Origin of the sequence: Candidatus Thiodiazotropha endoloripes (genome assembly GCF_001708965.1) — a bacterium.
GTDB classification, from domain to species: domain Bacteria; phylum Pseudomonadota; class Gammaproteobacteria; order Chromatiales; family Chromatiaceae; genus Thiodiazotropha; species Thiodiazotropha endoloripes.
Window position 1 is genome coordinate 1,110,173 of the sequence record NZ_LVJW01000003.1, and the last position, 23,663, is coordinate 1,133,835.

The following is a 23,663-nucleotide window of genomic DNA, read 5'->3' on the forward strand; positions in this document are numbered from 1 at the left end:
GATGGGTTTAGGTTTGCGGTCACTTCTCCCTATGAGTGACAATAGGCAACACAAGATCTATTAGGGCCTATTGGATTCGTGTTAACAGGCCCTAACACGACATACTTAGTCGCCGGGTTAATAATGGCCAATCGGTCTCAGCGGAGTGGGTGATGAATTTTTGCAGTCAATGCGGTGCCAAGGTTGAGGTTAAGGTTCCTGATGGGGATAACCGCCCAAGGCATGTCTGTGAAACATGCAGCACCATTCATTACCAAAACCCAAAAATCGTCGTCGGCTGCATCCCGGTCTGGGAAGATCAGATTCTGTTGTGTCGTCGCGCGATAGAGCCCAGGTATGGGCTATGGACCCTGCCGGCAGGGTTTATGGAAAATGGTGAGACCAGCCAGCAGGGCGCCGCCAGGGAGACCCTGGAAGAGGCAACCGCAAGGGTTGATGTGGAAGGGCTCTATGGTTTGTACAATCTACCCCATATCAATCAGGTCTATTTGATCTTCCGTAGCCGTCTGCTCGATCTGGAGTTTGCCGCCGGTAGTGAGAGTCTGGAAGTCGCTTTGTTCAGAGAATCGGAGATTCCCTGGCAGGAGATGGCCTTCCCGGTGATTCGGGAGTCTTTGAAAATCTTTTTCGAAGACCGGCAGATGGGGGCGTTTCCGCTGCGTGGCGGTACCATCATACGCAGCCAACAGAATCCGCGAGGTTATCAGATGATCATGGATCAACCCGGTTTTCCGAGCCCATCAGACTGAGCTCGCTTTACGCGAATGGTGGAAGCCTTCAACCAAGGCTTCCACCGTGATTCGATGGTGACCGGTCAGTTACAGACCGTTGCTACCAAAACTGGGCACCAGACGGACGTTGTTCGCCACAAGACCGTCATCCTTGTCGCTCTCCTCGATATAGAATTCCAGAATCGAGTCACGATTCATCATCACCTCATCCGTCACCTCATCGGCCAACTCGTTGGCGTGACAGAAGACACTTTCGTAAGGGGAGTCCTCCAAACGGGGATCGATGATCCAGAGGTTTGGATCGATTCGTTTGATGAAACGCAGAAATCCATAGCCTTTTTCCGGAAACCATTTGGAGCAGACGCCGCGGACACAGGAGCCGGGCGCGCCCCACTCATTTCTCGGTTCATAGGAGATCGGCAGTAGATCCGGAATCAGGAAACCCGAATAGTAGTCGTCAACCAGACGTCGCAACTCTTGCGAAACATTGCGGAAGCCAAGCAGTTCCACCCGACAACCCCGATCCTGCAGCGCCGTAACGACCTGCAGAAAGTCACCATCACCGGTCACCATCAGCAGCAGGTCAAGTTTTTCAGCCTGCAGCATGGCATCGACGGCCATATCCAGGTCGGCATTGGCCTTGGTGGTAACGTTGCCTTCATCATCCGTGTAGCGGCGTACATTCTTGACAATGACTTTCCAACCGTACTCCCTCACCATCTGCTGGTATGTCAATGCGCGCCTTTTGTACTCTGGGTCCTCTTTCGCACGTTCCTGATCGAATGCGATGTAGGTGTTGAGTCTTACCAGAGAGCCTCCATAACGCCCGGCAAACATTCTTAGGATGTCATAACGGAGCTGGTAGCCGCCGTTGTAACGTACATTTTCGGCATCAACAAAAACGCCAACTTTAAGTATTTGCTGCAATGTGATTTACCCGAAAGATAATTGATTTGAGGGAAATGGAATTTAATAAATCAGAGGATTGATGTTATTAAATTAATATCGATTAACAATAAATGCCTCTACAGGCAGCTTGAAAGTAAGGTCTGTAGATAAGCGAATATAAAGTAGTCATTATGAATTCAATCAAACAGGGATTGCGTATGAAATATCCCTGTTTTTAGCTGCAGCTCAGGCTAAAAAATCACTATTTGCAAGAGCTGTTTCTGGTTCAGTGCATTCTTATGGCCCTGAATACACCATTTATTGTCTTTACTCTGAATCAGTCGTTTTTAATGCATGGGCCCAATCGGACCTGTAGCTGTCATGGTATTGCAAAATATCTTCAACATCCAGATCATTCTACAATGAATTAAGAAAAAAATTTTAATACCAGTATCGGGGTAATATTTGTCTATGTTTTTCTCGACAACAACAATAACGACACTTTGTCTGATGTATTGCTTTGCAGGGGTGAACTGCTGTTCATCCGAAAACCCGTCAGCCTGATTTACTCAGGTTCAGGCCATTTGCGAACCCCTAACAATTTGATTTTAAAAGGACAGCTGCACATCGGCTGAAAATAGCCTGTTTTATCTCCGATATCGTCAACATCTGAAATATTTAACTGGTAGTGAGTTGGATTCAGCGAATTCAAAGGCAAAATTAATAATTTGATCAATATGTCCCAAAAAATGATACCGATAACCTAAGAAACGATTTTAGCTCTAACATATCCCAGTGGGAATTATCTTCCTGATATAGTGTGACAAACCTGACAATCTTTGCATCGCCGGTTTCCAGGTTTTCGACTGAGATGTATGAATCACAGATTGTGTTGTTTCACAACAAGCGTGATTTTCAAACGGAGGTCAGGTAAGCCATCTGATTTGTAGCTTATCCGGTTGATTTTTTGGCAAACCTATCTTGCAGTCCTGGATATGACCTAATATGGTTAAGTGAAGTAGCGTCTTGGGACGCTGATTTCTGTAGATCCTAACCATAATAAAAACGCATACAGGAACCAATTACGATGTTATCCGATTTTCCGGCCCATCAAGGTTTGAAGGCGAGTGAGCTGTTTTTGCAGGCTGATCGTCTGGAACCCTGCCTGTTGGTGATCTTTGGTGCCGCGGGTGATCTCACCCGGCGCAAACTGATTCCAGCCCTCTACAATCTGGTCCGGGAAAAGGCATTGGATGAGCGATTTGCCGTGATCGGCTACAGTCGCTCAGCGAAAAGTGACGATGATTATCGGCAATTGCTGTTCCAGGCTGTCCAGCACCATTCCCGTTCCCAGCCGATCGATGAAGCGGTATGGCATGAGTTCAGTCAACGGGTCGCCTATGTGGAAGGGGATTTTGAAGATCCGGAAGGTTACCACAGGCTGCGTGATGCGCTGGAGAAATATGAGCAACAGATCGGTAGTGAGGGCAACCGGCTCTTCTACTTTGCCACCCCACCTTCGGCTGCCACAATCATCCTTCACCGTTTGGATGAGGCGGGTCTGCTGGGTAAGCAGGGTGACCGGGTTCCCTGGACCCGGGTGATCATGGAAAAGCCCTATGGCCGGGATCTCGATTCGGCAATCGAACTGAATCGTGTGGTGGGTGAAGTCCTGCAAGAGGACCAGGTCTACCGGATCGACCACTATCTGGGAAAAGAGACGGTGCAGAATATTCTGGTTGCCCGGTTGGGCAATACCATTTTCGAACCGCTCTGGAATCGAAAATATATCGACCATATTCAAATCACTGCGGCAGAATCGATTGGTGTCGAGGGGCGTGGCCGGTTTTATGACAATACCGGGGTATTGCGTGACATGGTGCAAAGCCATCTGCTGCAGGTGCTCTCCCTGTGTGCCATGGAGCCTCCGGTCTCATTCGCTGCGGATGATATTCGTGACAAGCGTGTTGAGGTATTGCGCGGCCTGCGAAGTCTGCAGAATAGCGAAGTCTTCAAGCATGTGGTGTTTGGACAATACCGGGGTTATCGGGATGAGGAGAACGTTGACCCCAAATCACGTACACCCACCTATGCGGCTATCAAATGTTATATCGACAACTGGCGCTGGCAGGGGGTACCTTTCTTTCTCCGGGTCGGTAAACACCTCTCACATAGAATGACTGAAGTCTCTGTTTTCTTCCGTCCGGTCCCACTATGTCTGTTTGGGCGGGATGATGTGTGCCAGGATCTTGAGCCCAATGTACTGACGATCCGCATCCAGCCCGATGCAGGTATGGCACTGAAGATAAGCAGTAAAAAACCGGGGGACGATCTCGAAGTCAGCTCCGTTGAAATGGATTTCAACTACTCTGAAACCTACGAGCATCCGATCAAGGATGCCTATGAACGGCTACTATTGGATGCGGTTAAAGGGGATGCAACCCTGTTTGCCCGCCGGGATGAAGTTGAATTTGCCTGGCGGTTTGTTACCCCGATCCTGCAGAGCTGGCAGGCGGAAAGCAAAAAGCAACCACGATTCTATGCCGAGGGCAGTGAAGGTCCAGAAGAGGCGAACGACTTGATGGACCGCTACAGCCGTCAATGGCGGGAGATTAAACAGTGACTGGCAAACGCATGGTTGTCGACCGGAGTGAATTCAACACTCGTGCCGTTGAGTGGATTGTCTCGACCATAAGGCAGGTACTTGAAAAAGCTGACTACTGTCATCTGATGTTGGCAGGTGGTTCCACACCTTTACCCATTTATCAGCAGCTCACAGAGGATCACGATCTTCCCTGGCGCCGCCTCATACTCTATTTTGGTGATGAGCGCTGTGTGCCGGATGATACGCCGGAAAACAACGGCTTCAGTGTGCTTGGGGCACTCTTTCCCTCCGGTCCACCGGAAGGGGTTACCATTCATCGTATGTGTGGTGAGGATCAACCGGATGAAGCTGCACAGGCCTATGAGTCGATACTACCGGAGCAGATCGATGTGCTGCTGCTTGGTATGGGAGCGGACGGTCACACCGCTTCTCTGTTTCCAGGCTCTGCCGCGCTGGATGAAGTCACCCGAAAAGTGATGCCGGTGATTGGCAATAAACCTCCGATGCAGCGTCTTACTGTTACGCCACCAGTGATTCAACAGGCAAACCATCTGCTGCTAATGGCGCAGGGGGATGATAAAGCCGATGCGGTACGCTGGGCCTTGCAGGATGGCACTGTACCCGCTGCCCTGGCAAAAGATGGGGATTGGTTATTGGACAGCCTGGCCGGACGTTCCATTTCAAACTCTCCAGCAGAATAGTTATTAATTCGAAGTTCGAGATACAGGAAGCCTCAATGTCTGATTCACAACAGTTTCATATCGGTCTTATCGGGTTGGGTGTGATGGGAAGAAATCTGGCCCTCAACATGGAGGAGAAGGGGTTTCCTGTCGCAGTCTGGAACAGGCGCAGCAGCAGCTTGAATGAGTTTCTGCAAGAGAATCAGGGCAAGCAGTTTGGTGGCCATCCGGAGTTGAGCGGCTTTGTCGCCATGCTCGAACGCCCCAGGCGTATTCTGTTGATGATCAAGGCTGGCGATCCCGTTGATCAGGTGATCGAACAACTACTGCCTCTGCTGGAGCCGGGGGACATCATCATGGATGGAGGAAACTCCTGGTTTGAAGATACGCAACGACGTGAAGCCCGTCTGAGAGAGTTAGGCTTGCACTATGTGGGTGTCGGTATCTCCGGCGGAGAAGAGGGGGCCCGACACGGCCCTTCAATGATGCCAGGAGGCTCTGCAGACTCCTATGCCGAGGTTAAATCGGTATTTGAAGCCATCACGGCACAAACCGAAGCTGGTCCATGTGTCACCCATGTAGGACCGGATGGCGCCGGCCACTTTGTCAAGATGGTGCACAATGGCATCGAGTATGCCGACATGCAGCTGCTGGCGGAAGCCTATGATCTGATGGCGCGCGGGCTCGGATTACAGGAGCAGGACATCGCTGAGGTATTTGATCAGTGGAACCAGGGACCGATGGAGTCTTTTCTGGTCGAGCTTTCCGCCCAGGTGATGAAAGTCAGGGATCATGAGACCGGAAAGCCGTTGGTCAGCCTGGTGATGGACAAGGCGGGACAAAAAGGCACCGGACGTTGGACCGTTCAGGCCGCCCTGGAACAGGGGGTCGCGGTTCCCGGCATATCGGCTGCGGTCGATGCCAGAGTGCTCTCATCGATGAAGCAGCAGCGGGTCGCTGCAGCTGATTTGTTGAAGGGACCCGGTACTTCAGCAGGTGTGGATCATAAGGCCATGCTGGCTGATCTGCATGGGGCGATCTATGCCTCGAGGATCACTGCCTATGCCCAGGGTATGGCATTGATTCGCAGTGCCTCTGATCGCTATCAATGGTCGGTGGACCTGGCGGAAACGGCAAGGATCTGGAAAGGGGGGTGTATTATCAGGGCGCGCCTGCTCGATCCGATCAGAGCTGCCTTTTCCAACGATCCCGAACCGGCTAACCTGATGATTGATTCGGAGATGAGCCATCAACTGCAAGGGCTCCAGGGAGCCTGGCGCCGGGTGACCGGTTTCGCGCTGACAGCCGGTATTCCGCTACCGGTGATGGGAGCCTGCCTCAACTATTTTGACAGTTATCGTACTGAGCGACTGCCGCAAAACCTGATACAGGCACAACGGGATGCCTTTGGTGCGCATACCTATGAGCGAACCGATCACCCTGATTGGGGATTCGTGCATAGCGAGTGGCTGGATTCGTGACGGTATTACAATCTGGACATTAGCGGGTTCATTACCACAATTCCGGGTTGTATCGATCAGCAGTGGATTAGAGATCCTGCCATTCAGTCAGCAGGATACCGGACAAAATGCCGGCGGAACCACCGCCAATAACACCGCCCAACATGGCTCCCGGGAGTTCTTCATGAATCGTCTGCAGGACAGCAACCAATGAACCGGCGACCTCATTATCGATCGAACTGATCATGATAAAGAAACTCAGGGTTACAAAGCTGGAGACACCGACTCCAACCATCAGGCCGTCACCTACTGGCGGCAACAAATTGTCATAGAGCTTAATGAACCCCGGCACCAGAAAGACATACAGTATTCCGGTTAGGGGACACATGATTGATACAATCAGAGCAATCGACACGCCTTCGAAAAAACTTGAAAAGAGCAGGAAACACAAGGAGACAAGCCAACCGGCACTGAATCCCGTGAGGGTTTTTGCATCGGCGCGATTGACCCGGGATCCCATTGAGAAAACGCCATACAAGGCCCCCACTATCGCCCCGACCACAGTTGCAATCATCAAAATGACCGGGAGATTAGCCGGCTTGCCAGCAAGTATGAAATAGAAGATACAGAGTGGTGAGGTGATGATGGTCATTAACACCGCCAGACGCATACTGCTATAGATCAATGCACCGAGGGTACCCGAGAGCACCCCGGCAAAAAGGTAAGGATTTATCGGTAGAGACCAGTGTTCGGCAAATGCTGAAAAGAACACAAACAGCATACCGTACAACAGACCGACAAATGCCCAGATAGCACCTCGAATCAACGCCTCTTTAAATCGTATCATTGTGAAACTGTCGTGTTGTGTGACCAGTGGGTTACAAATTGCGGACTATGAATGTGTACACAAATCATGTCGTGTCAGGGAGCCTATCAATAATAAGCGGCCAGGTTTGAAAAACTGTTAACGCTCACTGTCGACGCTATTTTCAGGATAGAGCCTTTTTTCATCCTGAAGGCTCAACCAGCCTTTAGCTATACGATAGATCAACCATACAGCATTAACAAACAGAATGACGTAACCTATTAAAATCACAGTGGTTATGAATCCGATGATTGACCACAAAAGGACAAACCAGAAGGTTCGGATCTGCCATCGGAAGTGAGATTCCAGCCAGGTGCCTTTGACATCATCCCGTTTGACATAGTTGATGATGACACCGATCAGGAGGGTAATCACAAACAGGAAGGAGGCGGCTTGCAGGGCGTATACACCAACGGTCAGTGTTACTTCCCGCTCCAGGTTCTGATGTTGATCTTGAATGGGAGTGTTCATGTTTGAAGGTTCGCTTCAGTGATCATGACTCGTTACCGGCAAGGTTGAGTTTGAAGTCACCATTGTACAACAGATTCATCGGTTGGGATCGAATGGATTGTTGATTTCAGTCCCGAATGGGTTATGTAGCATTTGCTACTGAAAGCCTGCTCAGGTTTGGGTAATTTCTATCACCGGTAAACAGTAAAGGTGATTAGAAATGAAACCCATGAAATTCTTTATCGATACCCACAGTCAGGAAAGCGAAACATTCCCGGCTGCTCTGACTCAGCAGCAGTTCGAGGTTTTTTACACTCGTTATGAGCAGGCCTGCATGGATGAGGATGTGGTACCACTGCGTATCCATTTGAACTATGAGGATGCCCGGGCCTTCTGTTTCACGATGGCGCCGGATGCCGAGGCTGTTGAAAGGGCTCACGAGAAGGTCGGATTACCTTTCGACTCCATTACCGAAGTTAAAACGGTGACTCCGGGTGATACCTTTTTTCAACGACGCGAGGCATGAGTCGGAAACTTGTTGCCGATTCACACAGCATCTAGATTGCAGGGCATCCCATTCGAGCGAGCGGCTAGCAGGGATCTGTGGTCTGAGCATTTAGATCGGTAATCACTCGACTCATATCGGGTATTGCCTCTATCCCCACTGCCAGGCAGTCGTCTGGTGGTGGGGCAGTAGTTACAGGACAAGGGGGTGAGCTGATGTTGAATCTCACAATAATGAATTTTTTGAGTGTGGCGCTGATTGCGTTGGTGGTTGGACTGGCGGTGCTGTTCACCATGGTGCGTTACGATCTTGGACCTAAAGGTCGGCTGGCAAAGAGTGGGCAGTGGTTTCTGGCGACCGCATTGGGTACAGGGATTTTGTCACTGGCTGTCAAATTGATGATAATTCTCACGGTTACCAATTTCCCCGGTACTGTGATCGAGCCTTTCATTGAACAGCCCGATGTGGAGCCTGTCGTCTCTGAGTATGATCCACTGCTTGGGATTCCGGCCTCAAAACGATTTCTCTGGCAATCACTGGATTCACAACCAATAGCAGCTAATCAGGTAGCGAGGAGCTCGTCCCCCTATGTCTGGCAGACCCTGCCGGATCAGGTGCCGGCACCGGAAAACAATCCAATGACCAGTGAGAAAGTCGTGTTGGGTAAAAGACTCTTCTTCGATAAGAATCTCTCCTGGGACAGGACACTCTCATGCAGCTCCTGTCATGATGTGCTCGGTGGCAGCGGGGATGACGGACTGCCGACATCGCGGGGCATCAACAATCAACTTGGTGGGCGAAATGCGCCAACTGTCTGGAATGCCGCGTTTCAATCAGTGCTGTTCTGGGATGGCCGAGCCGCTTCCCTGGAGGAGCAGGCGAAAGGTCCACTGATCAATCCGATCGAGATGGGTATGCCCTCCTGGGAAGAGGTCGTACAACGGATACTGGACGACCCAGCCTATGTGCCCCTGTTTGCCGATGCCTTCGGTGCCGATACAGCAATCGATATCGAGCGGATTGCAGAGGCAATCGCCAGCTATGAAAGGACCTTGATCACTCCGGATGCACCATATGATCGTTTTGTGCGCGGTGATCTGGATGCACTCTCGGCGCAGCAGTTACGGGGTATGGCATCATTCCAGACCCTGGGTTGCGTCAACTGCCACTTTGGCCCCAACTTCAGTGGCGCCAGTCTGTTTGATTCACGGGCTCCATTGCGAATTTTTCCAATCTATCCGACTCCATTTGAGCAACAGTATGAGTTGACCCGGGATACCGGCGCCGCCATGGCGGGGAGCGGTCGCGGCAGCTGGCGGGTGCCATCTCTGCGTAACGTTGCCTTGACCGGCCCGTGGTTGCATAACGGTTCAGTGAGTGAACTCAAAGAGGTGGTGCGGATCATGTCCAGTGTTCAGCTGGGACATACCGGCCGCTATCTGGTCTGGTCGGACGATCATAAAGTCATGACCAAACTCGATCGCCCGGCCTTGAGTGATGGGGAGATCGAGGATATTGTCGCTTTTCTGCAATCGCTCAGCAGCGATATGCTTCTCGAACGTATTAAGCTGGCAAAAGGCAGCACCGATCAGGCCATAGTGGCCCATTGAGTGTTGTCCGGGGGCTATTCGATCCACTGAACCGGCTGACCAGCTTCGTGGTATGGCTGCTTTTTGCCCGGTCCCTTTGCATGGGTTAACATTTCCTACCGCTGGTCTGATGATACAGGCCGGCGGTTTTGTGTTCTCAGAAGCAAAGGAGTCGCAGTGACTGAAACATTTCTCGACCTCACACCATCCGGTCAGAAGCTGTTTGAAAACGGTGTCGTGCGAAAATGTTTTTCTAAGCCTACATCGGTGATTCACAAAGGACAGGCCGTATCCGGCGCCTATCTGGTCACCCAGGGCCGTCTGCGGGTCTTCACCTACACCCCCCAGGGGAGTGAGGCGACACTCTATTTTCTGGACCCTGGAGAGACCTGTGTGTTGGCGCTGAACTGTCTGTTCAATGATCTCCGCTATCCGGCCTGGGTCGAAACCGATGGGGATACCCAGGTGGATGTGATTCCTGGCGCACTCTATCGCAAACTGTTCGAAGGTGAATCGACGGTTCAGAATCTGACGGTGAAGGCGTTATCCTCCCTGGTGTTCCGCCTGATGGAGGAGTTGGAGCAGGTGCATGCCTGCAACCTGGATCAGCGTCTGGCCAACTTTATTCTCAGTAATGCTTCGGAAGAGGGCGTGCTGCGCATGACCCAGCAGTCTCTGGGAGGACATCTGGGTACCACCCGTGAGGTGATTGCCCGTCTGATGCAGGGGTTCGTGGCTGAAGGGGCTGTGGAGACCCGGCGAGGCGCCGTGATCGTAACCGATGCCGCCAAGCTGGCGAAGCTGATCGAGCCGACAACACTCTAGTGGCCACTCGGGTAGTCAACCAGGAGCACATTTATCGCCAACTGGTTTATTATTCACTTATGCGATGAAGCGAAAGCCCACACCCTTAGCTCTGTCGGTTATGAGATCACTCTGGCTGAGCTGCTACATTCGGAACTAACAGGCCACAATTCCATTGGATGATCCGTTGACCAGCTACACCAAGATTCGGGTGACACGCTCGATTACCATTCCTGATCCGATCAAGATCAGTCGTTATCGACGGCTACCGGAACTGGGCCCAAGAGTGCTTTTTTTCAGTGGCGGTACCGCGCTGAACAGTGTGAGCCGGGTACTGAAAAACTACACTCACAACTCGATCCATCTGGTCACCCCGTTTGATTCCGGGGGAAGTTCGGCAAAGTTGCGTAAAGCCTTCAACATGCCATCGATCGGAGACCTGCGCAGTCGCTTGATGGCCTTGGCCGATGAGAGCGTGACCGGTCATCCTGAGATCTACAAGCTCTTTACCTACCGGTTTCCAACCGATCTCAAACGGGCTGAGTTGCTCAAACAACTGGAGATGATGATCCGAGGCCGTCATCCGATGATCGATTCGGTGTCGAATCCCATGCGCCGTATCATCCGTAACCTGCTTGGCTGTTTCTACGATGCCATGCCGGTTGATTTCAATCTCAATGGAGCGAGTATCGGCAACCTGATTCTGACCGGGGGTTATCTGAACAATCATGAGCATCTCGATCCGGTTATCTTTCTGTTTGAGAAGCTGGTTGGCGTACAGGGGACCGTACGCGCCATCGTCAATGCGGACTACCATCTGGCAGCTGAACTGGCGGATGGTCAGCGGGTGATCGGACAGCATCTGCTGACCGGCAAAGAGGTGGCTCCGCTGGCGTCGAATGTTACCGATCTGTTCCTGTCGAAATCCCTTGATGACTATCAGCCGGTCAGGGTCAAGCTGCGTAAAAAGAATCAGCGGTTGATCGAGCAGGCTGAGCTGATCTGCTATCCACCGGGTAGTTTTTATTCGAGTCTGATTGCCAATCTGTTACCACAAGGGGTTGGCGCCTCGATTACAGCCAACGACTGTCCAAAAGTGTTCGTACCCAATCAGGGGGATGATCCTGAACAGATCGACATGAGCCTCAATCAGAGTCTGCAGCAATTGATGCGATACCTGCAGGCCGGTACTTCCCAAACAGCAGAACCCGAGCGACTGCTGAATTTTGTCTTACTCGACAGCAGGCACGGCACAGTGAGTGCTGATCAAAAGCATGAGTTGTGGAAAGCCTGGGGTATACAGTTGATCGATGTACCTCTGATCACCCCGGAGAGTGCCCCCAACTACGATGCCAATCTGCTGGTATCCGCTCTGCTCTCTCTGGCATGAGGTGGGATATCAGCTTCCCTCTTCACGGAAAACGCAACGAAATCCTCCAATCAGTCTGAGCCGATTCGAAGCTGTGGCACTCTATTCGTCATCTCCGGTCGATGCGATCTGTTTTGGCTGAGATGTGGCAGATTGTGACTTGTTTTGAGGTTGGTTAAATTAAAACATAGTCCAGTTTATAAGCTATAAAGTGTAGGAGGGTCGAAGCCGGATATGATCCTCAGGGGGAATTTAAACGACCAGCCAACTGGGTCAACCAAAGCTTGACAGAGACTTTTCAGGGGCTGGTGTCCGCTCGCATTTGCAGGTACTTATTAAATGATTTTCAATGGGTTGTTTGATCTATCTCTACTTGAATATATTTTCCTGACACTGGGTCTTACCCACATCACAATTGTTTCGGTTACGGTGTTTCTTCATCGTCACCAGGCTCATAAAGCGCTCACTCTGCACCCGGTGATCAGCCATTTTTTCCGATTCTGGCTCTGGTTGACCACCGGTATGGTGACCCGGGAGTGGGTGGCCATTCACCGGAAACACCATGCAAAGTGTGAAACCGAGAGTGATCCTCACAGTCCGCAGACCAGGGGGCTGAGTACGGTGTTGTGGCGGGGGGCTGAACTCTATAAACAGGAAGCATCCAATCAGGAGACATTGGAACGTTTTGGCAAAGGAACCCCGGATGACTGGATCGAACGGAAACTCTACCAACCCCATAACTTTTTGGGCATCAGCCTGTTGCTGCTGGTGGAGTTGATTCTGTTGGGTCCGGCGGGAATCACCGTCTGGGCGTTACAGATGATCTGGATCCCATTCTGGGCAGCGGGGGTGATCAACGGCATAGGCCACTTCTGGGGATACCGGAATTTTGAAATCCCCAACACCTCAACCAATATCGTTCCCTGGGGCATTCTGATCGGAGGTGAAGAGCTGCATAACAACCACCATGCGTTTGGCAGTTCAGCCAAGTTGTCCAATCGCTGGTTCGAGTTCGATCTGGGCTGGTTCTATATCAAACTCTTCGCCTATCTGCGTTTGGCGAAGGTACTCAAGGTGGCCCCCAAAAGGGCCTTTGTTGCGGAGCGGCCGCAACTTGACCTGGATGCCATCAAAGCCTTGACTGTGAATCGGTTGCAGCTTTTCAGTGACTATCGACGTCGGGTTCTGAAACCGGTGTTTCGCGCCGAGATTCGCCAGGCGGACAAACCTTTGCGACGGCTCTACCGAAATGCACTGCGTCTGGTTCGACGGGATGCGATGTTGTTATCTGACAATGATCGCCAGCAACTACGGGATATTCTTGATCACAACAGTGCACTGGACAATGTCTATCAGTTTAAACTGCGACTGCAAAAGATCTGGGAGCAGCAGGCATCGAGCCATGAGAAGCGTCTCGAAGCGCTCAGTCAATGGTGCGCTCAGGCAGAAGCAAGCGGTGTGGAGGCACTGCAGGAGTTTGCGGCTTTCCTGCGTCGCTACAGTATGACGCCGGTGCGGTGAGTGATTGATCAACCGTGCATGGTCGCTGCTCACTTCACCGCTAAAAACTTGCTATTGGAAAAGACGATTCAGTCCGCAAATGAACGCAAATAAGAGTCGCAAACTAAAATAGTGTTTGCGGCCATTAGCGGTGATTTGCGTTCATCCGCGGTTATAAAGTGTTTCTCGTAGACTACAACTGCTGAATCTTCTCCAGCTGAGTCTGCAGGCTCTGCAACGCTTTGCGGCTCTCAGTCAGTTTGTCCCGCTCTTTCTGAACCACCGCTTCAGGCGCCTTGTCGACAAAGTTTGGATTGGAGAGCTTTTTGTCTGTCCGCTCCGCATCGGATTGCAGACGACTGATCTCTTTTTCCAGTCGCTTGATTTCAGCGGCCTTGTCGATCAGGCCGGCGAGGGGGATCAACACTTTCATCTCACCCACCAGGGCGGTGGCGGATTCAGGCTCCTTATCCTCCGGGGCCAATATCTCGATCGATTCGGTCTTCGCCAGAAAGTCGAGAAACGGACGGTGCCGTTCGGCATACAGTTTGTCACCCTCGTTGGTATTGGCCAGCAGCACAGGTACCGGCTTGCCGGGAGCGATATTCATTTCACCTTTGATCTTTCGGATGCCAAGGATGAACTGCATCACCCAGGCCATCTCACTTTCAGCATCTTCATCGATCAGAGAGTGACGTGCTTCGGGGTAAGGTTGATTCATGATCGTTGCGCTGGAATCTGCTGGCGTCTCTCCGACGGTGGCAGGAATCACACCGGCTATGGGGGCAACCCGCTGCCAGATCTCCTCGGTAATGAACGGCATCACCGGATGGGTGAGTCGCAACAGATTTTCCAGTACCCGCACCAGGGTACGTCGGGTACCCCGTTTCGCCTCGTCACTGGCCTGCTCATTGTTGAGCACCGGTTTGCAGAGCTCCAGATACCAGTCGCAATACTCGTTCCAGGTAAACTCATAGATCGCCTGGGCAGCATGGTCGAACCGGTAGCCGTCGATGGCATCGGCCACCGCCTGTTTGGTCTTCTGCAGGCGCGACAGGATCCAACGGTCTGCCAGGGAGCGTTGCAGGCTGCCGGCGGCCGCGGAGTGTCCGGTCTTGATTTCGCCGATCGCGCAATCCTGGCCTTCCACGTTCATCATTACGTAACGGGCGGCGTTCCAGAGCTTGTTACAGAAGTTGCGATAACCCTCGATACGACCCATGTCGAGCTTGATGTCACGGCCGGTTGCGGCCAGTGCGGCGAAGGTGAAACGCATCGCGTCTGTGCCGAATGCGGGGATACCGTCCGGCAGACTTCGGCGGGTCATCTTTTCGATCTTCTCCGCCAGATGAGGCTGCATCATGCCACTGGTGCGCTTGCTGACCAGGGACTCCAGATCGATGCCGTCGATGACATCGATGGGATCGAGCACATTACCCTTCGACTTGGACATTTTGTTGCCTTCGCCGTCCCTCACCAGGCCATGCACATAGACCTCCTTGAATGGCACATCGCCCATGAACTTCAGACCCATCATGATCATCCGCGCGACCCAGAAGAAGATGATATCGAAACCGGTGACCAGTACATTGGTTGGATAGAAATCTTTCAGACGCTCGGTCTGTTCCGGCCATCCCAGGGTGGAGAATGGCCAGAGGGCGGAGCTGAACCAGGTATCGAGTACATCCTCGTCCTGTCGAAGCGGATAGTCATCCGCAAGATTGTGTTTGCTTCTGACCTCTGCTTCGGAGCGCCCCACATAGACGTTGCCTTCGTCGTCATACCAGGCGGGTATCCGGTGTCCCCACCAGATCTGACGACTGATGCACCAGTCCTGGATATTGCGCATCCACTCGTAGTAGGTGTTTTTCCAGTTGTCCGGAACAAAACGGATTTTACCGCTCTCCACCGCCTCGATGGCCGGTTTTGCAAGCGGGGCGATCTTCACATACCACTGGTCGGTGAGAAAGGGTTCGATGACTGCGCCGGAACGGTCCCCTCTGGGTACCATCAGTTTGTGATCCTCGATCTTTTCCAACAATCCCTGCTCCTGCAGGTCGGCCACCATCAGTTTTCTCGCTTCGTAGCGGTCCAGACCCACATACTTCTGGGGCAGCAGACTGCCTTCCTCCGCTTCATTGTCGCGAATCGCCGCATCGATGGTGAAGATGTTGATCAGACCACCGTGGATCTGTTCGCTGATATTGATCTCATCCCGATGACGCTGCCAGACCGCATAGTCGTTGAAGTCATGGGCCGGAGTGATCTTCACACAGCCGGTGCCGAATTCAGGATCGACATGCTCTTCGTCGGCGATGATCGGGATCCGGCGGCCGGTCAGCGGCAGCTCCAGCAACTCACCGATCATATGCTTGTAGCGCTCATCGTTCGGATTCACCGCAACCGCACAGTCGCCCAGCATGGTCTCCGGGCGGGTGGTGGCGACGATCAGATGCCCCTGGCCGTTGGTCAATGGGTAGCGCATATGCCACATGTAGCCATTCTCCTCTTCGGAGAGCACCTCCAGGTCGGATACTGCGGTATGCAGCTTGGGATCCCAGTTGACCAGCCGCTTACCCCGATAGATCAGTCCCTCCTCGTAGAGGCGGACAAATACCTCTTTGACCGCGTCGGAGAGTCCATCGTCCATGGTGAAGCGTTCGTGCTGCCAGTCCAGGGAGGAGCCGAGCCGGCGCAATTGCCGGGTGATGTTGCCACCGGACTCCTGTTGCCACTCCCAGATCCTTTCGATGAATTTTTCCCGTCCCAGGTCGTGGCGCTTTTTCTGTTCCGCCTCGAGCTGCCGCTCCACCACCATCTGGGTGGCGATACCGGCATGGTCGGTGCCGGGCTGCCAGAGTGTCTGGTCACCTTTCATCCGGTGATAGCGGATCAGGGTGTCCATGATGGTGTTATTAAACCCATGTCCCATGTGCAGATTGCCGGTGACATTGGGTGGGGGAATCATGATGCAGTAACTGTCACCGTCTGTTTTGGTCGGTGCGAAATAGCCGCGCTCCTCCCAGGTCTGATACCAGCTTTGCTCAATGGCGTGTGGATTATAGGTTTTTTCCATGGATCTATTAATGGTGTAGCAGCAAAAAAGGAGTATTATAACCTGCTTGAACACGGGTCTGTTAACACTAATCCAAACTGTTTGTGTTGTCCCGGATAAATATTCCAACAGCACCGATCGGATCAGCGATAACAGACCCCAGGGCAGATGTTGCAATCTTGCAGTGAAAAAAAGGGCCAGGGAGGACGGTCTTTTTTATCGCGCTGATCATAGCTTCAAATGAGACCTGAACACTATTGGGCGAATATAAAAAACAAGGGGAGAAGCGACACCATGAGTAATTCACGACATGTCTTTGCATTCGATAAGGGCGACGGAAAAAACAAGAAACTGCTCGGAGGCAAGGGTGCAAACCTTTGTGAAATGACCCAGTTCGGCTTGAATGTGCCGCCGGGTTTCGTGATCAGTACGGAAGCCTGTCTCGACTATCTGGCAACCGAAAACAAAGTTTTGCCCAGCGAATTGATGGAAGATGTGCGTACTCATATGCAGCAGGTCGAGGCCTCTACCGGCAAGGGTTTCGGTGATCCGGCCAATCCGCTGCTGGTCTCCGTGCGTTCCGGTTCCGCCATGTCGATGCCCGGCATGATGGATACCATCCTCAATCTTGGTCTCAACAGTGAAACTCTGCAGGGGGTCATCGAACAGACCGGCGACCCTCGCTTTGGTTACGATGCCTATCGTCGCTTCATTCAGCTGTTCGGCAAGGTTGCCCTGGGAGTCCCAGATGAAGCCTTCGACGAGGAGTTCGAGGCGGTTAAGCAGGATGCCCATGTGAATGAGGATGTGGGGCTCTCCGCTGAAGATCTTCAGGAGATCAGTGAACGCTTCCTGACCGTGTTCGAACAGCAGACCGGGCGTCCCTTTCCGGAAGATCCCTATGAGCAGCTGGAGATCGCCATCAAAGCGGTCTTCGGCTCCTGGATGGGCAAAAGGGCGGTGGACTATCGCCGTCAGTTCAACATCACCCCCGATATGGCCAATGGCACGGCGGTCAATGTCTGCACCATGGTGTTCGGCAACCGGGGTAACGATTCGGCTACCGGTGTCGCCTTCACCCGAAATCCGGGTACCGGTGAGAACAAACTGTTCGGTGAATATCTGGTCAATGCCCAGGGAGAGGATGTGGTGGCTGGTATCCGCACCCCCAAGCCGATTGCCCGTCTGGCAGATGAGATGCCGGAGATGGCCACGCAATTGGAGACCTTGCGACAGAAGCTGGAGGAGCACTACAAAGAGGTACAGGATTTCGAATTCACCATAGAACAGGGGACCCTCTACTGTCTGCAGACCCGCAACGGCAAGATGAATGCCACCGCCATGGTGCGCACCTCGGTGGAGATGGTGGAAGAGGGGCTGATCAGCCGTGAACAGGCCCTGCTACGCATCGATCCCGCCTATCTGGAGCAGATGCTCTATCCCCGTTTGAACAATGTGGTGAAGGCTGAGCCGATCGCTCAGGGGCTGCCAGCATCGCCCGGAGCCGCCAGTGGTGTGGCGGTATTCGACGCGGACCGGGCCGAGATAATGGGTAAGGATCAGGGGCAGCAGGTGATCCTGTTGAGAGAGGAGACCAAGCCGGAAGATATCCATGGCTTTTTTGCCTCAGAGGGTATTCTCACCAGTCGCGGCGGCAAGACCTCCCACGCCGCGGTGGTTGCCCGGGGTATGGGCAAACCCTGTGTGGCGGGTGCCGAGGGGATCAGTGTGGATGTTCAACGGCGGGAGGCGGTTGCCAAAGGCACCGTGATTCGGGAAGGTGACATGATCACCATCGACGGCAGCAGCGGTAATGTCTATCTGGGCAAGCTTCCCATGGTGGAACCCGATTTTACCGAGGAGTTGAATCGCCTGCTGCGTTGGGCCGATGAGGTTGCCTACCTGCGGGTGATGACCAATGCGGATACCCCAACCGATGCCAAGCGGGCACTCAAATATGGTGCCATGGGGATCGGGCTCTGTCGTACCGAACGCATGTTCAATGCGGTGGACAGATTGCCGGTGGTGATCGAGATGATCGTCGCGGAGTCTCCGGAACAGCGCCAGGCGGCTCTGGATAAACTGCTGCCCATGCAGCGGGGCGATTTCAAGTCGATCCTCGAGGTGATGTCACCCAGGCCGGTGACCATCCGTCTGTTGGACCCACCCATTCATGAGTTTCTGCCGACTGAACAGCAGTTACTGCTCGATCTGGAGGAGTTGCAGCATCTACGAAACTCGGTGCGGGGAATGAATGTCCTGGCCGGCAGCATGATGTTGTTGCAGGATCCGGAAAATGCCAAGCAGGAGGCTGATTCACTGCGTCATTTGGTGGATGAAAGTCTGGTTGAACAAGCGATCGAGAAAAAGGAGACCATGCTGCGTAAGGTCAGAGTCCTGACGGAGACCAACCCGATGCTGGGACATCGCGGTGTGCGCCTGGGCATCACCTTTCCAGAGATCTATGCCATGCAGATCCGCGCCATCCTGGAAGCGGCCGCCGAGTGTGCCGCCAAGGATCTGGAAGTGCATCCGCAAATGATGGTGCCCCAGGTGTGTACCGTCGAAGAGTTGAAGAAGGTGCGTGAGATGGTGGATGAGATTCGCGCCGATGTGGAGGAGAAATCCGGACATAAGATCAACTTCCGTTTCGGTACCATGATCGAGGTGGTGCGGGCCTGCATGCGGGCCGAATCACTGGCGGAAGAGGCGGAGTTTTTCTCATTCGGCACCAATGACCTGACCCAGGCCACCTTCTCATTCTCCAGAGAGGATGCGGAGAACAAATTCCTGCCCATGTACAATCAGAATGACATCCTGAAGGACAACCCTTTTGAGGTGCTGGATGAGAAAGGTGTCGGCAAGCTGATGATGCTGGCCGTGGAGTGGGGGCGTCAGCACAAAAATGGACTCAGTGTGGGCATCTGCGGTGAACATGGTGGACACCCCAGCTCCATCGAGTTTTGCCATCGTGCCGGTCTGAACTATGTATCCTGTTCGGCACCCCGTGTACCGGTTGCCAGGCTGGCTGCCGCTCATGCCAGTCTGCTTAATGGTTCAGGTAATACGGAATAAAACTGACGGCGCCAGTAAAATTTCTGTGTTCCGGAAATTGCTTACTGCTGTGCGGAAAAAATCAGTGCGTTTGTGTTTATTCGATGATCATGGTGATGCTTCACCTGATTACTAGCCTGCCCATCAGCGTATTCGGTGGGGCATGGCCCCACCCTACATCCTGAAATCGGTGGTAGGGTGGGGCCATGCCCCACCAAATCGGGTTTGAGTAAGCACCATTCAGGTCTGTTTTGTATTGCCTTGTGCAGAATATGAATCTTTGATTGTGAGTCACTGCTATGGCTTATACCCATCAAAATCAAGTGCTGCATAGCTTTCAACCAGATGAAACGTATCTATTCCCGACATAGCGGGCGAATGCCGGGATCCAGAAAGTGCTGCAGCCCGTTGAGTAATGTACTCCACAAATGAATGCTAAGCACCGCAAGACGTGCGCAACAGATTTTGTGATCATGTCCCTGCTAAAATCAGTCTGACCATATAGCAAGCCATCATCCACGGTGGTTCTGAACACTGTGATTGTCTTCTTTCAGTTAGGGTCTGAATCCATCTGCTAGGATAGAGCGTAGTTCAATAACAAAAACAAATTTGATAAGGAATTTATTCCATGAACTCACGCAAGCTTATTCTTCTGTCGGTTATCGCGGTTGTCGTGATCCTGTTTTTCGCATTCGATCTTGACCGATACCTGACCCTCGATTACTTAAAATCCCAACGGGATGCGATTATCGCCTGGAAGGATGCACAGCCACTTCTGGCCAGTGTCAGCTTCTTTGTCGTCTATGTTGCGGTTACCGCGCTGTCACTGCCGGGTGCTGCGATCATGACCCTGGCCGTCGGTGCGGTGTTCGGATTTATCTGGGGACTGATACTGGTCTCCTTTGCCTCCACAATCGGCGCCACTCTGGCATTTCTGATTGCCCGCTTCCTGTTACGGGATATGGTTCAGTCCAGATATGGCGATCGTCTCAAAGCGATCAATGAAGGGGTCGAGAAGGATGGCGCTTTTTATCTGTTTACATTGCGCCTGGTGCCCATATTTCCATTTTTCGTGATCAATCTGCTGATGGCTTTGACGCCGCTGGGCACCTGGACATTTTACTGGGTCAGTCAGCTCGGAATGTTGGCCGGTACCATTGTCTATGTGAATGCGGGTACCCAGTTGGCCACGCTGGAGAGTGCATCCGGCATACTCTCTCCCGCATTGATTGGCTCGTTTGTGCTACTCGGTCTGTTTCCCCTGTTGGCCAAAAAAGCGGTTGCCATGATTAAACAGAGAAAAGCCCTGAAGGGGTGGCAACGACCCACAGATTTCGATCGTAACCTGGTTGTTATCGGTGGTGGCTCAGCAGGTCTGGTCTCGGCCTATATCGCAGCCGCGGTGAAGTCCAAGGTTACCCTGATCGAGAAGCATAAGATGGGAGGGGATTGTCTGAATACAGGCTGTGTGCCCTCGAAGGCGTTGATTCGCAGCTCCCGAATACTCAACCAATCCCGACGTGCACAGGAGTGGGGGTTCGATGCGATTGACGTGAAGTATGATTTCAGTGAGATCATGCAGCGGGTGCAGCGGGTGGTCAAACAGGTGGAACCCCACGACTCTGTGGATCGCTATACCGGCCTGGGTGTGGATGTGGTCGAGGGTGAGGCAAAGATCACCTCACCCTACAGCGTCGAAGTGAACGGTATCGAGTTCAGAACTCCGAACATCATCGTTGCCACAGGAGCCAGGCCCTTTGTGCCGCCGATCAAAGGAATCGACAGGATTGACTATCTGACTTCCGACAATCTCTGGCAGTTGCGGGAGAAGCCGGAACGCCTGTTGGTGTTGGGCGGAGGTCCGATTGGTTGTGAACTGTCGCAGGCCTTTGCCAGGTTCGGCAGTCAGGTGACCATTGTCGAGATGATGCCGAGATTGATGATCAGGGAAGATGAGGATGTGGCCGAACTGGTGGCTGAACGTTTTCGCGAAGAGGGTATTCAGCTGTTGGTCGGTCATAAGGCGGTGGAGTTTTTCAAGGAGGATAGGGAGCAGGTCTTGATCTGTGATCGTGATGGTGAGCAGGTGGAGGTAGCTTTCGATCAGGTGTTGGTTGCGGTAGGACGAAAACCCAATACAACCGGGTTTGGTCTGGAGGAGCTGGATGTCGCTCTCAACCCCAATGGAACCCTGGCAACCGATGAGTATCTGCAAACCTCGATTCCCACCATCTACGCCTGTGGTGATGTGGCTGGTCCCTATCAGTTCACCCATACCGCAGCGCATCAGGCCTGGTATGCCGCGGTGAACAGCCTGTTCGGCCTGTTTCGGCGCTTTAAAGTGGACTATTCGGTGATCCCGTTTGCCACCTTTACCGATCCGGAGGTAGCCCGGGTGGGGCTGAATGAGCTGGAGGCCGAGCAACAGGGTATCGAATACGAGGTAACCCGTTTCGATCTTGCTGAACTGGATCGTGCGATTGCGGAAGGGGAGGCCCATGGCATGGTCAAGGTACTGACACCACCAGGAAAAGACCGGGTGCTGGGCGCTACAATCGTCGGCGAGAACGCAGGTGAATTGATCGGTGAATTCACCGCAGCCATGAAGCACGGTTTCGGCCTGAACAAGATACTTGGCACCATACATATCTATCCAACCCTGTTCGAAGCCAATAAGTATGTGGCTGGAACATGGAAGCGGGCACATAAACCGGAGGGGGTACTGACCTGGGTGGAGCGTTTCCATAGCTGGCGGAGAGGGTGAACAAGCTATTCTCAAGCGGGGTGTGATCTGTGATATTCTGTCGACTCCCAATTCGTCGACAGAGAACCCTGATGAGGTGAAACCATGCTGTTGCGTCGCATGATCAGAACACTTCGCTTGATAACACGCCACTCAATAGACAATCAGAGTCAACCTGAAGAGAGATCAATACGAGGCAGCCATGCCCCAACGGTCCTCTTTGCTTTGGTTGGATTACTCTTTACTGGTGGTATCTATGCGGACAGCCACGCCTGGCAGGGAGCCCTGCAGGATGGCAGTCAAATCTCGATCGATCCCAATACCAATAAGGTAACCCGTAACGCCGAAGGGGTCAGTTCGCCGCTCTGGGATGGCGTACACAGTCTGGATAACGGCGCGGTGATCATTGTGCGTAATGGGGTTGTCATCAAGGATGTGGCAATCATCGAAGCGCAGCGTGAACAGGAGCGCGACCGGCTCAATGCGGCCTGTATGCAGCTGGTGAGAAAGGTCTGTGGTGAACATAACGAGTGTGGTGATCAACCCGCTTGTGATCCTGCCCGCCAACTGTTGGCCATGGAACGGGAAGAGCTGAACGAGAGCTGGGCGGGTATGGTGCTGGAATCCTCCACCCACTGCCTGGAGGGGCTCGGCAACGAGGCGTTTTTTAAATCCTGTGAGCGATCCTCCGGGGAAAAGACACCCTGTGAAAAGTTACAACTCAAGGTTTGCGGGAATCAGAATCAATGCTCAGAGCGAGAGTCATGCGGTGCCGCCAGTCAACTGGTCGTTATGGAAAAACAGGATAAGTTTTCGGTTCCTGGCGGCTTTACCTATGCGACAGCCCAGTGTCGGGATCTATTGGCGAAGCAGAACGACTTTTTCGAATTGTGTGAATAGTTCGCACTAAAGTGTCGGAATTCTTAACAATTTGTTCAGGTGGTCTGGCTAAGATTAATCAACCACCTAGACAACTTTTGTTGAATATTACCGAAATGGTGTGGTTTTTTGATGGTATTGGCGTCGAATTTATTTACACTTGTCGTGAAGTGTGAACTGTTCAATTAGCTTTGTTGATGTAAATCAAACAGTTATTTCCTATGGCACCGATATTGCGAGTATAGAAGTGAGAAAACCAATCGGAGAGACAAGATGTTAAGCAGTAATCAACAACTTAACCTATGGCCCGAGGACCCGGCATGGCCAGATCCTTTTGGTGATGACCCCTATGACATCAGCCGCTAATGGATCAGACCGATATCCCACTACCTGGTAATTAGATAAGCGGCTATCTAGCGACTATCAATCGTCCTCAATACCCGAGTTTTAACCCCTCTTGGGCTATCTCCGGGCTTCCTTAAAACC

The 23,663-nt window shown here is 52.6% G+C and carries 16 protein-coding genes; 12 read left to right on the forward strand and 4 right to left on the reverse strand.

Annotated features, from left to right (window positions below; translation table 11 throughout):
- The first annotated feature begins 152 nt into the window (after positions 1–152).
- Positions 153–749, forward strand: a complete 597-nt coding sequence (locus A3193_RS05045) for an NUDIX hydrolase (protein ID WP_069005098.1) — start codon at positions 153–155, stop codon at positions 747–749.
- Between the two features lie 69 nt (positions 750–818).
- Here A3193_RS05045 and A3193_RS05050 read toward each other — a convergent pair whose 3' ends face one another.
- Positions 819–1,658 (reverse strand): LabA-like NYN domain-containing protein, encoded by an 840-nt coding sequence (locus A3193_RS05050; protein ID WP_069005099.1) that lies wholly within the window; start codon positions 1,656–1,658, stop codon positions 819–821.
- Positions 1,659–2,706: 1,048 nt separating this feature from the next.
- Between A3193_RS05050 and zwf the strand changes: the two genes are divergently transcribed.
- The 3 genes from zwf to gndA are packed head-to-tail and all read left to right on the forward strand — an operon-like array spanning position 2,707 to position 6,385.
- The gene (gene zwf, locus A3193_RS05055; RefSeq protein ID WP_069005100.1) at positions 2,707–4,242 is read left to right on the forward strand and encodes a glucose-6-phosphate dehydrogenase; all 1,536 of its coding nucleotides are present in this window, start codon (positions 2,707–2,709) and stop codon (positions 4,240–4,242) included.
- Positions 4,239–4,925, forward strand: coding sequence for a 6-phosphogluconolactonase (pgl, locus tag A3193_RS05060; RefSeq protein WP_139116967.1), 687 nt, complete (start codon positions 4,239–4,241; stop codon positions 4,923–4,925). Before zwf ends, pgl begins: the two co-directional genes overlap by 4 nt.
- A 35-nt stretch (positions 4,926–4,960) precedes the next feature.
- Positions 4,961–6,385 carry an NADP-dependent phosphogluconate dehydrogenase gene (gndA, locus tag A3193_RS05065; RefSeq protein WP_069014238.1) on the forward strand — a complete coding sequence of 475 codons (1,425 nt, stop codon included), beginning with the start codon at positions 4,961–4,963 and terminating at the stop codon, positions 6,383–6,385.
- Positions 6,386–6,452: 67 nt separating this feature from the next.
- Here the strand turns inward: gndA and A3193_RS05070 are convergent, their stop codons facing one another.
- Positions 6,453–7,211, reverse strand: a complete 759-nt coding sequence (locus A3193_RS05070; RefSeq protein ID WP_069005103.1) for a hypothetical protein — start codon at positions 7,209–7,211, stop codon at positions 6,453–6,455.
- 117 nt (positions 7,212–7,328) lie between these two features.
- Positions 7,329–7,700 carry a DUF4870 family protein gene (locus A3193_RS05075; RefSeq protein WP_069005104.1) on the reverse strand — a complete coding sequence of 124 codons (372 nt, stop codon included), beginning with the start codon at positions 7,698–7,700 and terminating at the stop codon, positions 7,329–7,331.
- A gap of 199 nt (positions 7,701–7,899) precedes the next feature.
- On the opposite strand from A3193_RS05075, the gene A3193_RS05080 reads away from it, so the two are divergent.
- From A3193_RS05080 to A3193_RS05100, 5 genes are all read left to right on the forward strand, one after another.
- Positions 7,900–8,205 (forward strand): DUF4242 domain-containing protein, encoded by a 306-nt coding sequence (locus A3193_RS05080; protein WP_069005105.1) that lies wholly within the window; start codon positions 7,900–7,902, stop codon positions 8,203–8,205.
- Positions 8,206–8,417: 212 nt separating this feature from the next.
- Positions 8,418–9,794: a cytochrome-c peroxidase gene (locus A3193_RS05085; RefSeq protein ID WP_235614899.1), complete on the forward strand. Its 1,377-nt coding sequence runs from the start codon at positions 8,418–8,420 to the stop codon at positions 9,792–9,794.
- Positions 9,795–9,950: 156 nt separating this feature from the next.
- On the forward strand, positions 9,951–10,598 hold the full coding sequence (locus A3193_RS05090) for a Crp/Fnr family transcriptional regulator (protein WP_069014239.1): 648 nt from the start codon (positions 9,951–9,953) through the stop codon (positions 10,596–10,598).
- 166 nt (positions 10,599–10,764) lie between these two features.
- A complete protein-coding gene (locus A3193_RS05095; RefSeq protein WP_069014715.1) occupies positions 10,765–11,967 on the forward strand; it encodes a GAK system CofD-like protein in 1,203 nt (400 codons plus the stop codon).
- A gap of 321 nt (positions 11,968–12,288) precedes the next feature.
- Positions 12,289–13,467 carry a DesA family fatty acid desaturase gene (locus tag A3193_RS05100; protein ID WP_069014716.1) on the forward strand — a complete coding sequence of 393 codons (1,179 nt, stop codon included), beginning with the start codon at positions 12,289–12,291 and terminating at the stop codon, positions 13,465–13,467.
- A 172-nt stretch (positions 13,468–13,639) separates the two neighbouring features.
- Here A3193_RS05100 and A3193_RS05105 read toward each other — a convergent pair whose 3' ends face one another.
- Positions 13,640–16,522: a valine--tRNA ligase gene (locus A3193_RS05105; RefSeq protein ID WP_069014240.1), complete on the reverse strand. Its 2,883-nt coding sequence runs from the start codon at positions 16,520–16,522 to the stop codon at positions 13,640–13,642.
- 273 nt (positions 16,523–16,795) lie between these two features.
- On the opposite strand from A3193_RS05105, the gene ppdK reads away from it, so the two are divergent.
- From ppdK to A3193_RS05120, 3 genes are all read left to right on the forward strand, one after another.
- Positions 16,796–19,576 (forward strand): pyruvate, phosphate dikinase, encoded by a 2,781-nt coding sequence (gene ppdK / locus A3193_RS05110; RefSeq protein ID WP_069005109.1) that lies wholly within the window; start codon positions 16,796–16,798, stop codon positions 19,574–19,576.
- Between the two features lie 607 nt (positions 19,577–20,183).
- On the forward strand, positions 20,184–22,319 hold the full coding sequence (lpdA, locus tag A3193_RS05115; protein WP_069014241.1) for a dihydrolipoyl dehydrogenase: 2,136 nt from the start codon (positions 20,184–20,186) through the stop codon (positions 22,317–22,319).
- 84 nt (positions 22,320–22,403) lie between these two features.
- Positions 22,404–23,198 carry a hypothetical protein gene (locus tag A3193_RS05120; RefSeq protein ID WP_235614900.1) on the forward strand — a complete coding sequence of 265 codons (795 nt, stop codon included), beginning with the start codon at positions 22,404–22,406 and terminating at the stop codon, positions 23,196–23,198.
- The last annotated feature ends 465 nt before the right edge of the window (positions 23,199–23,663 follow it).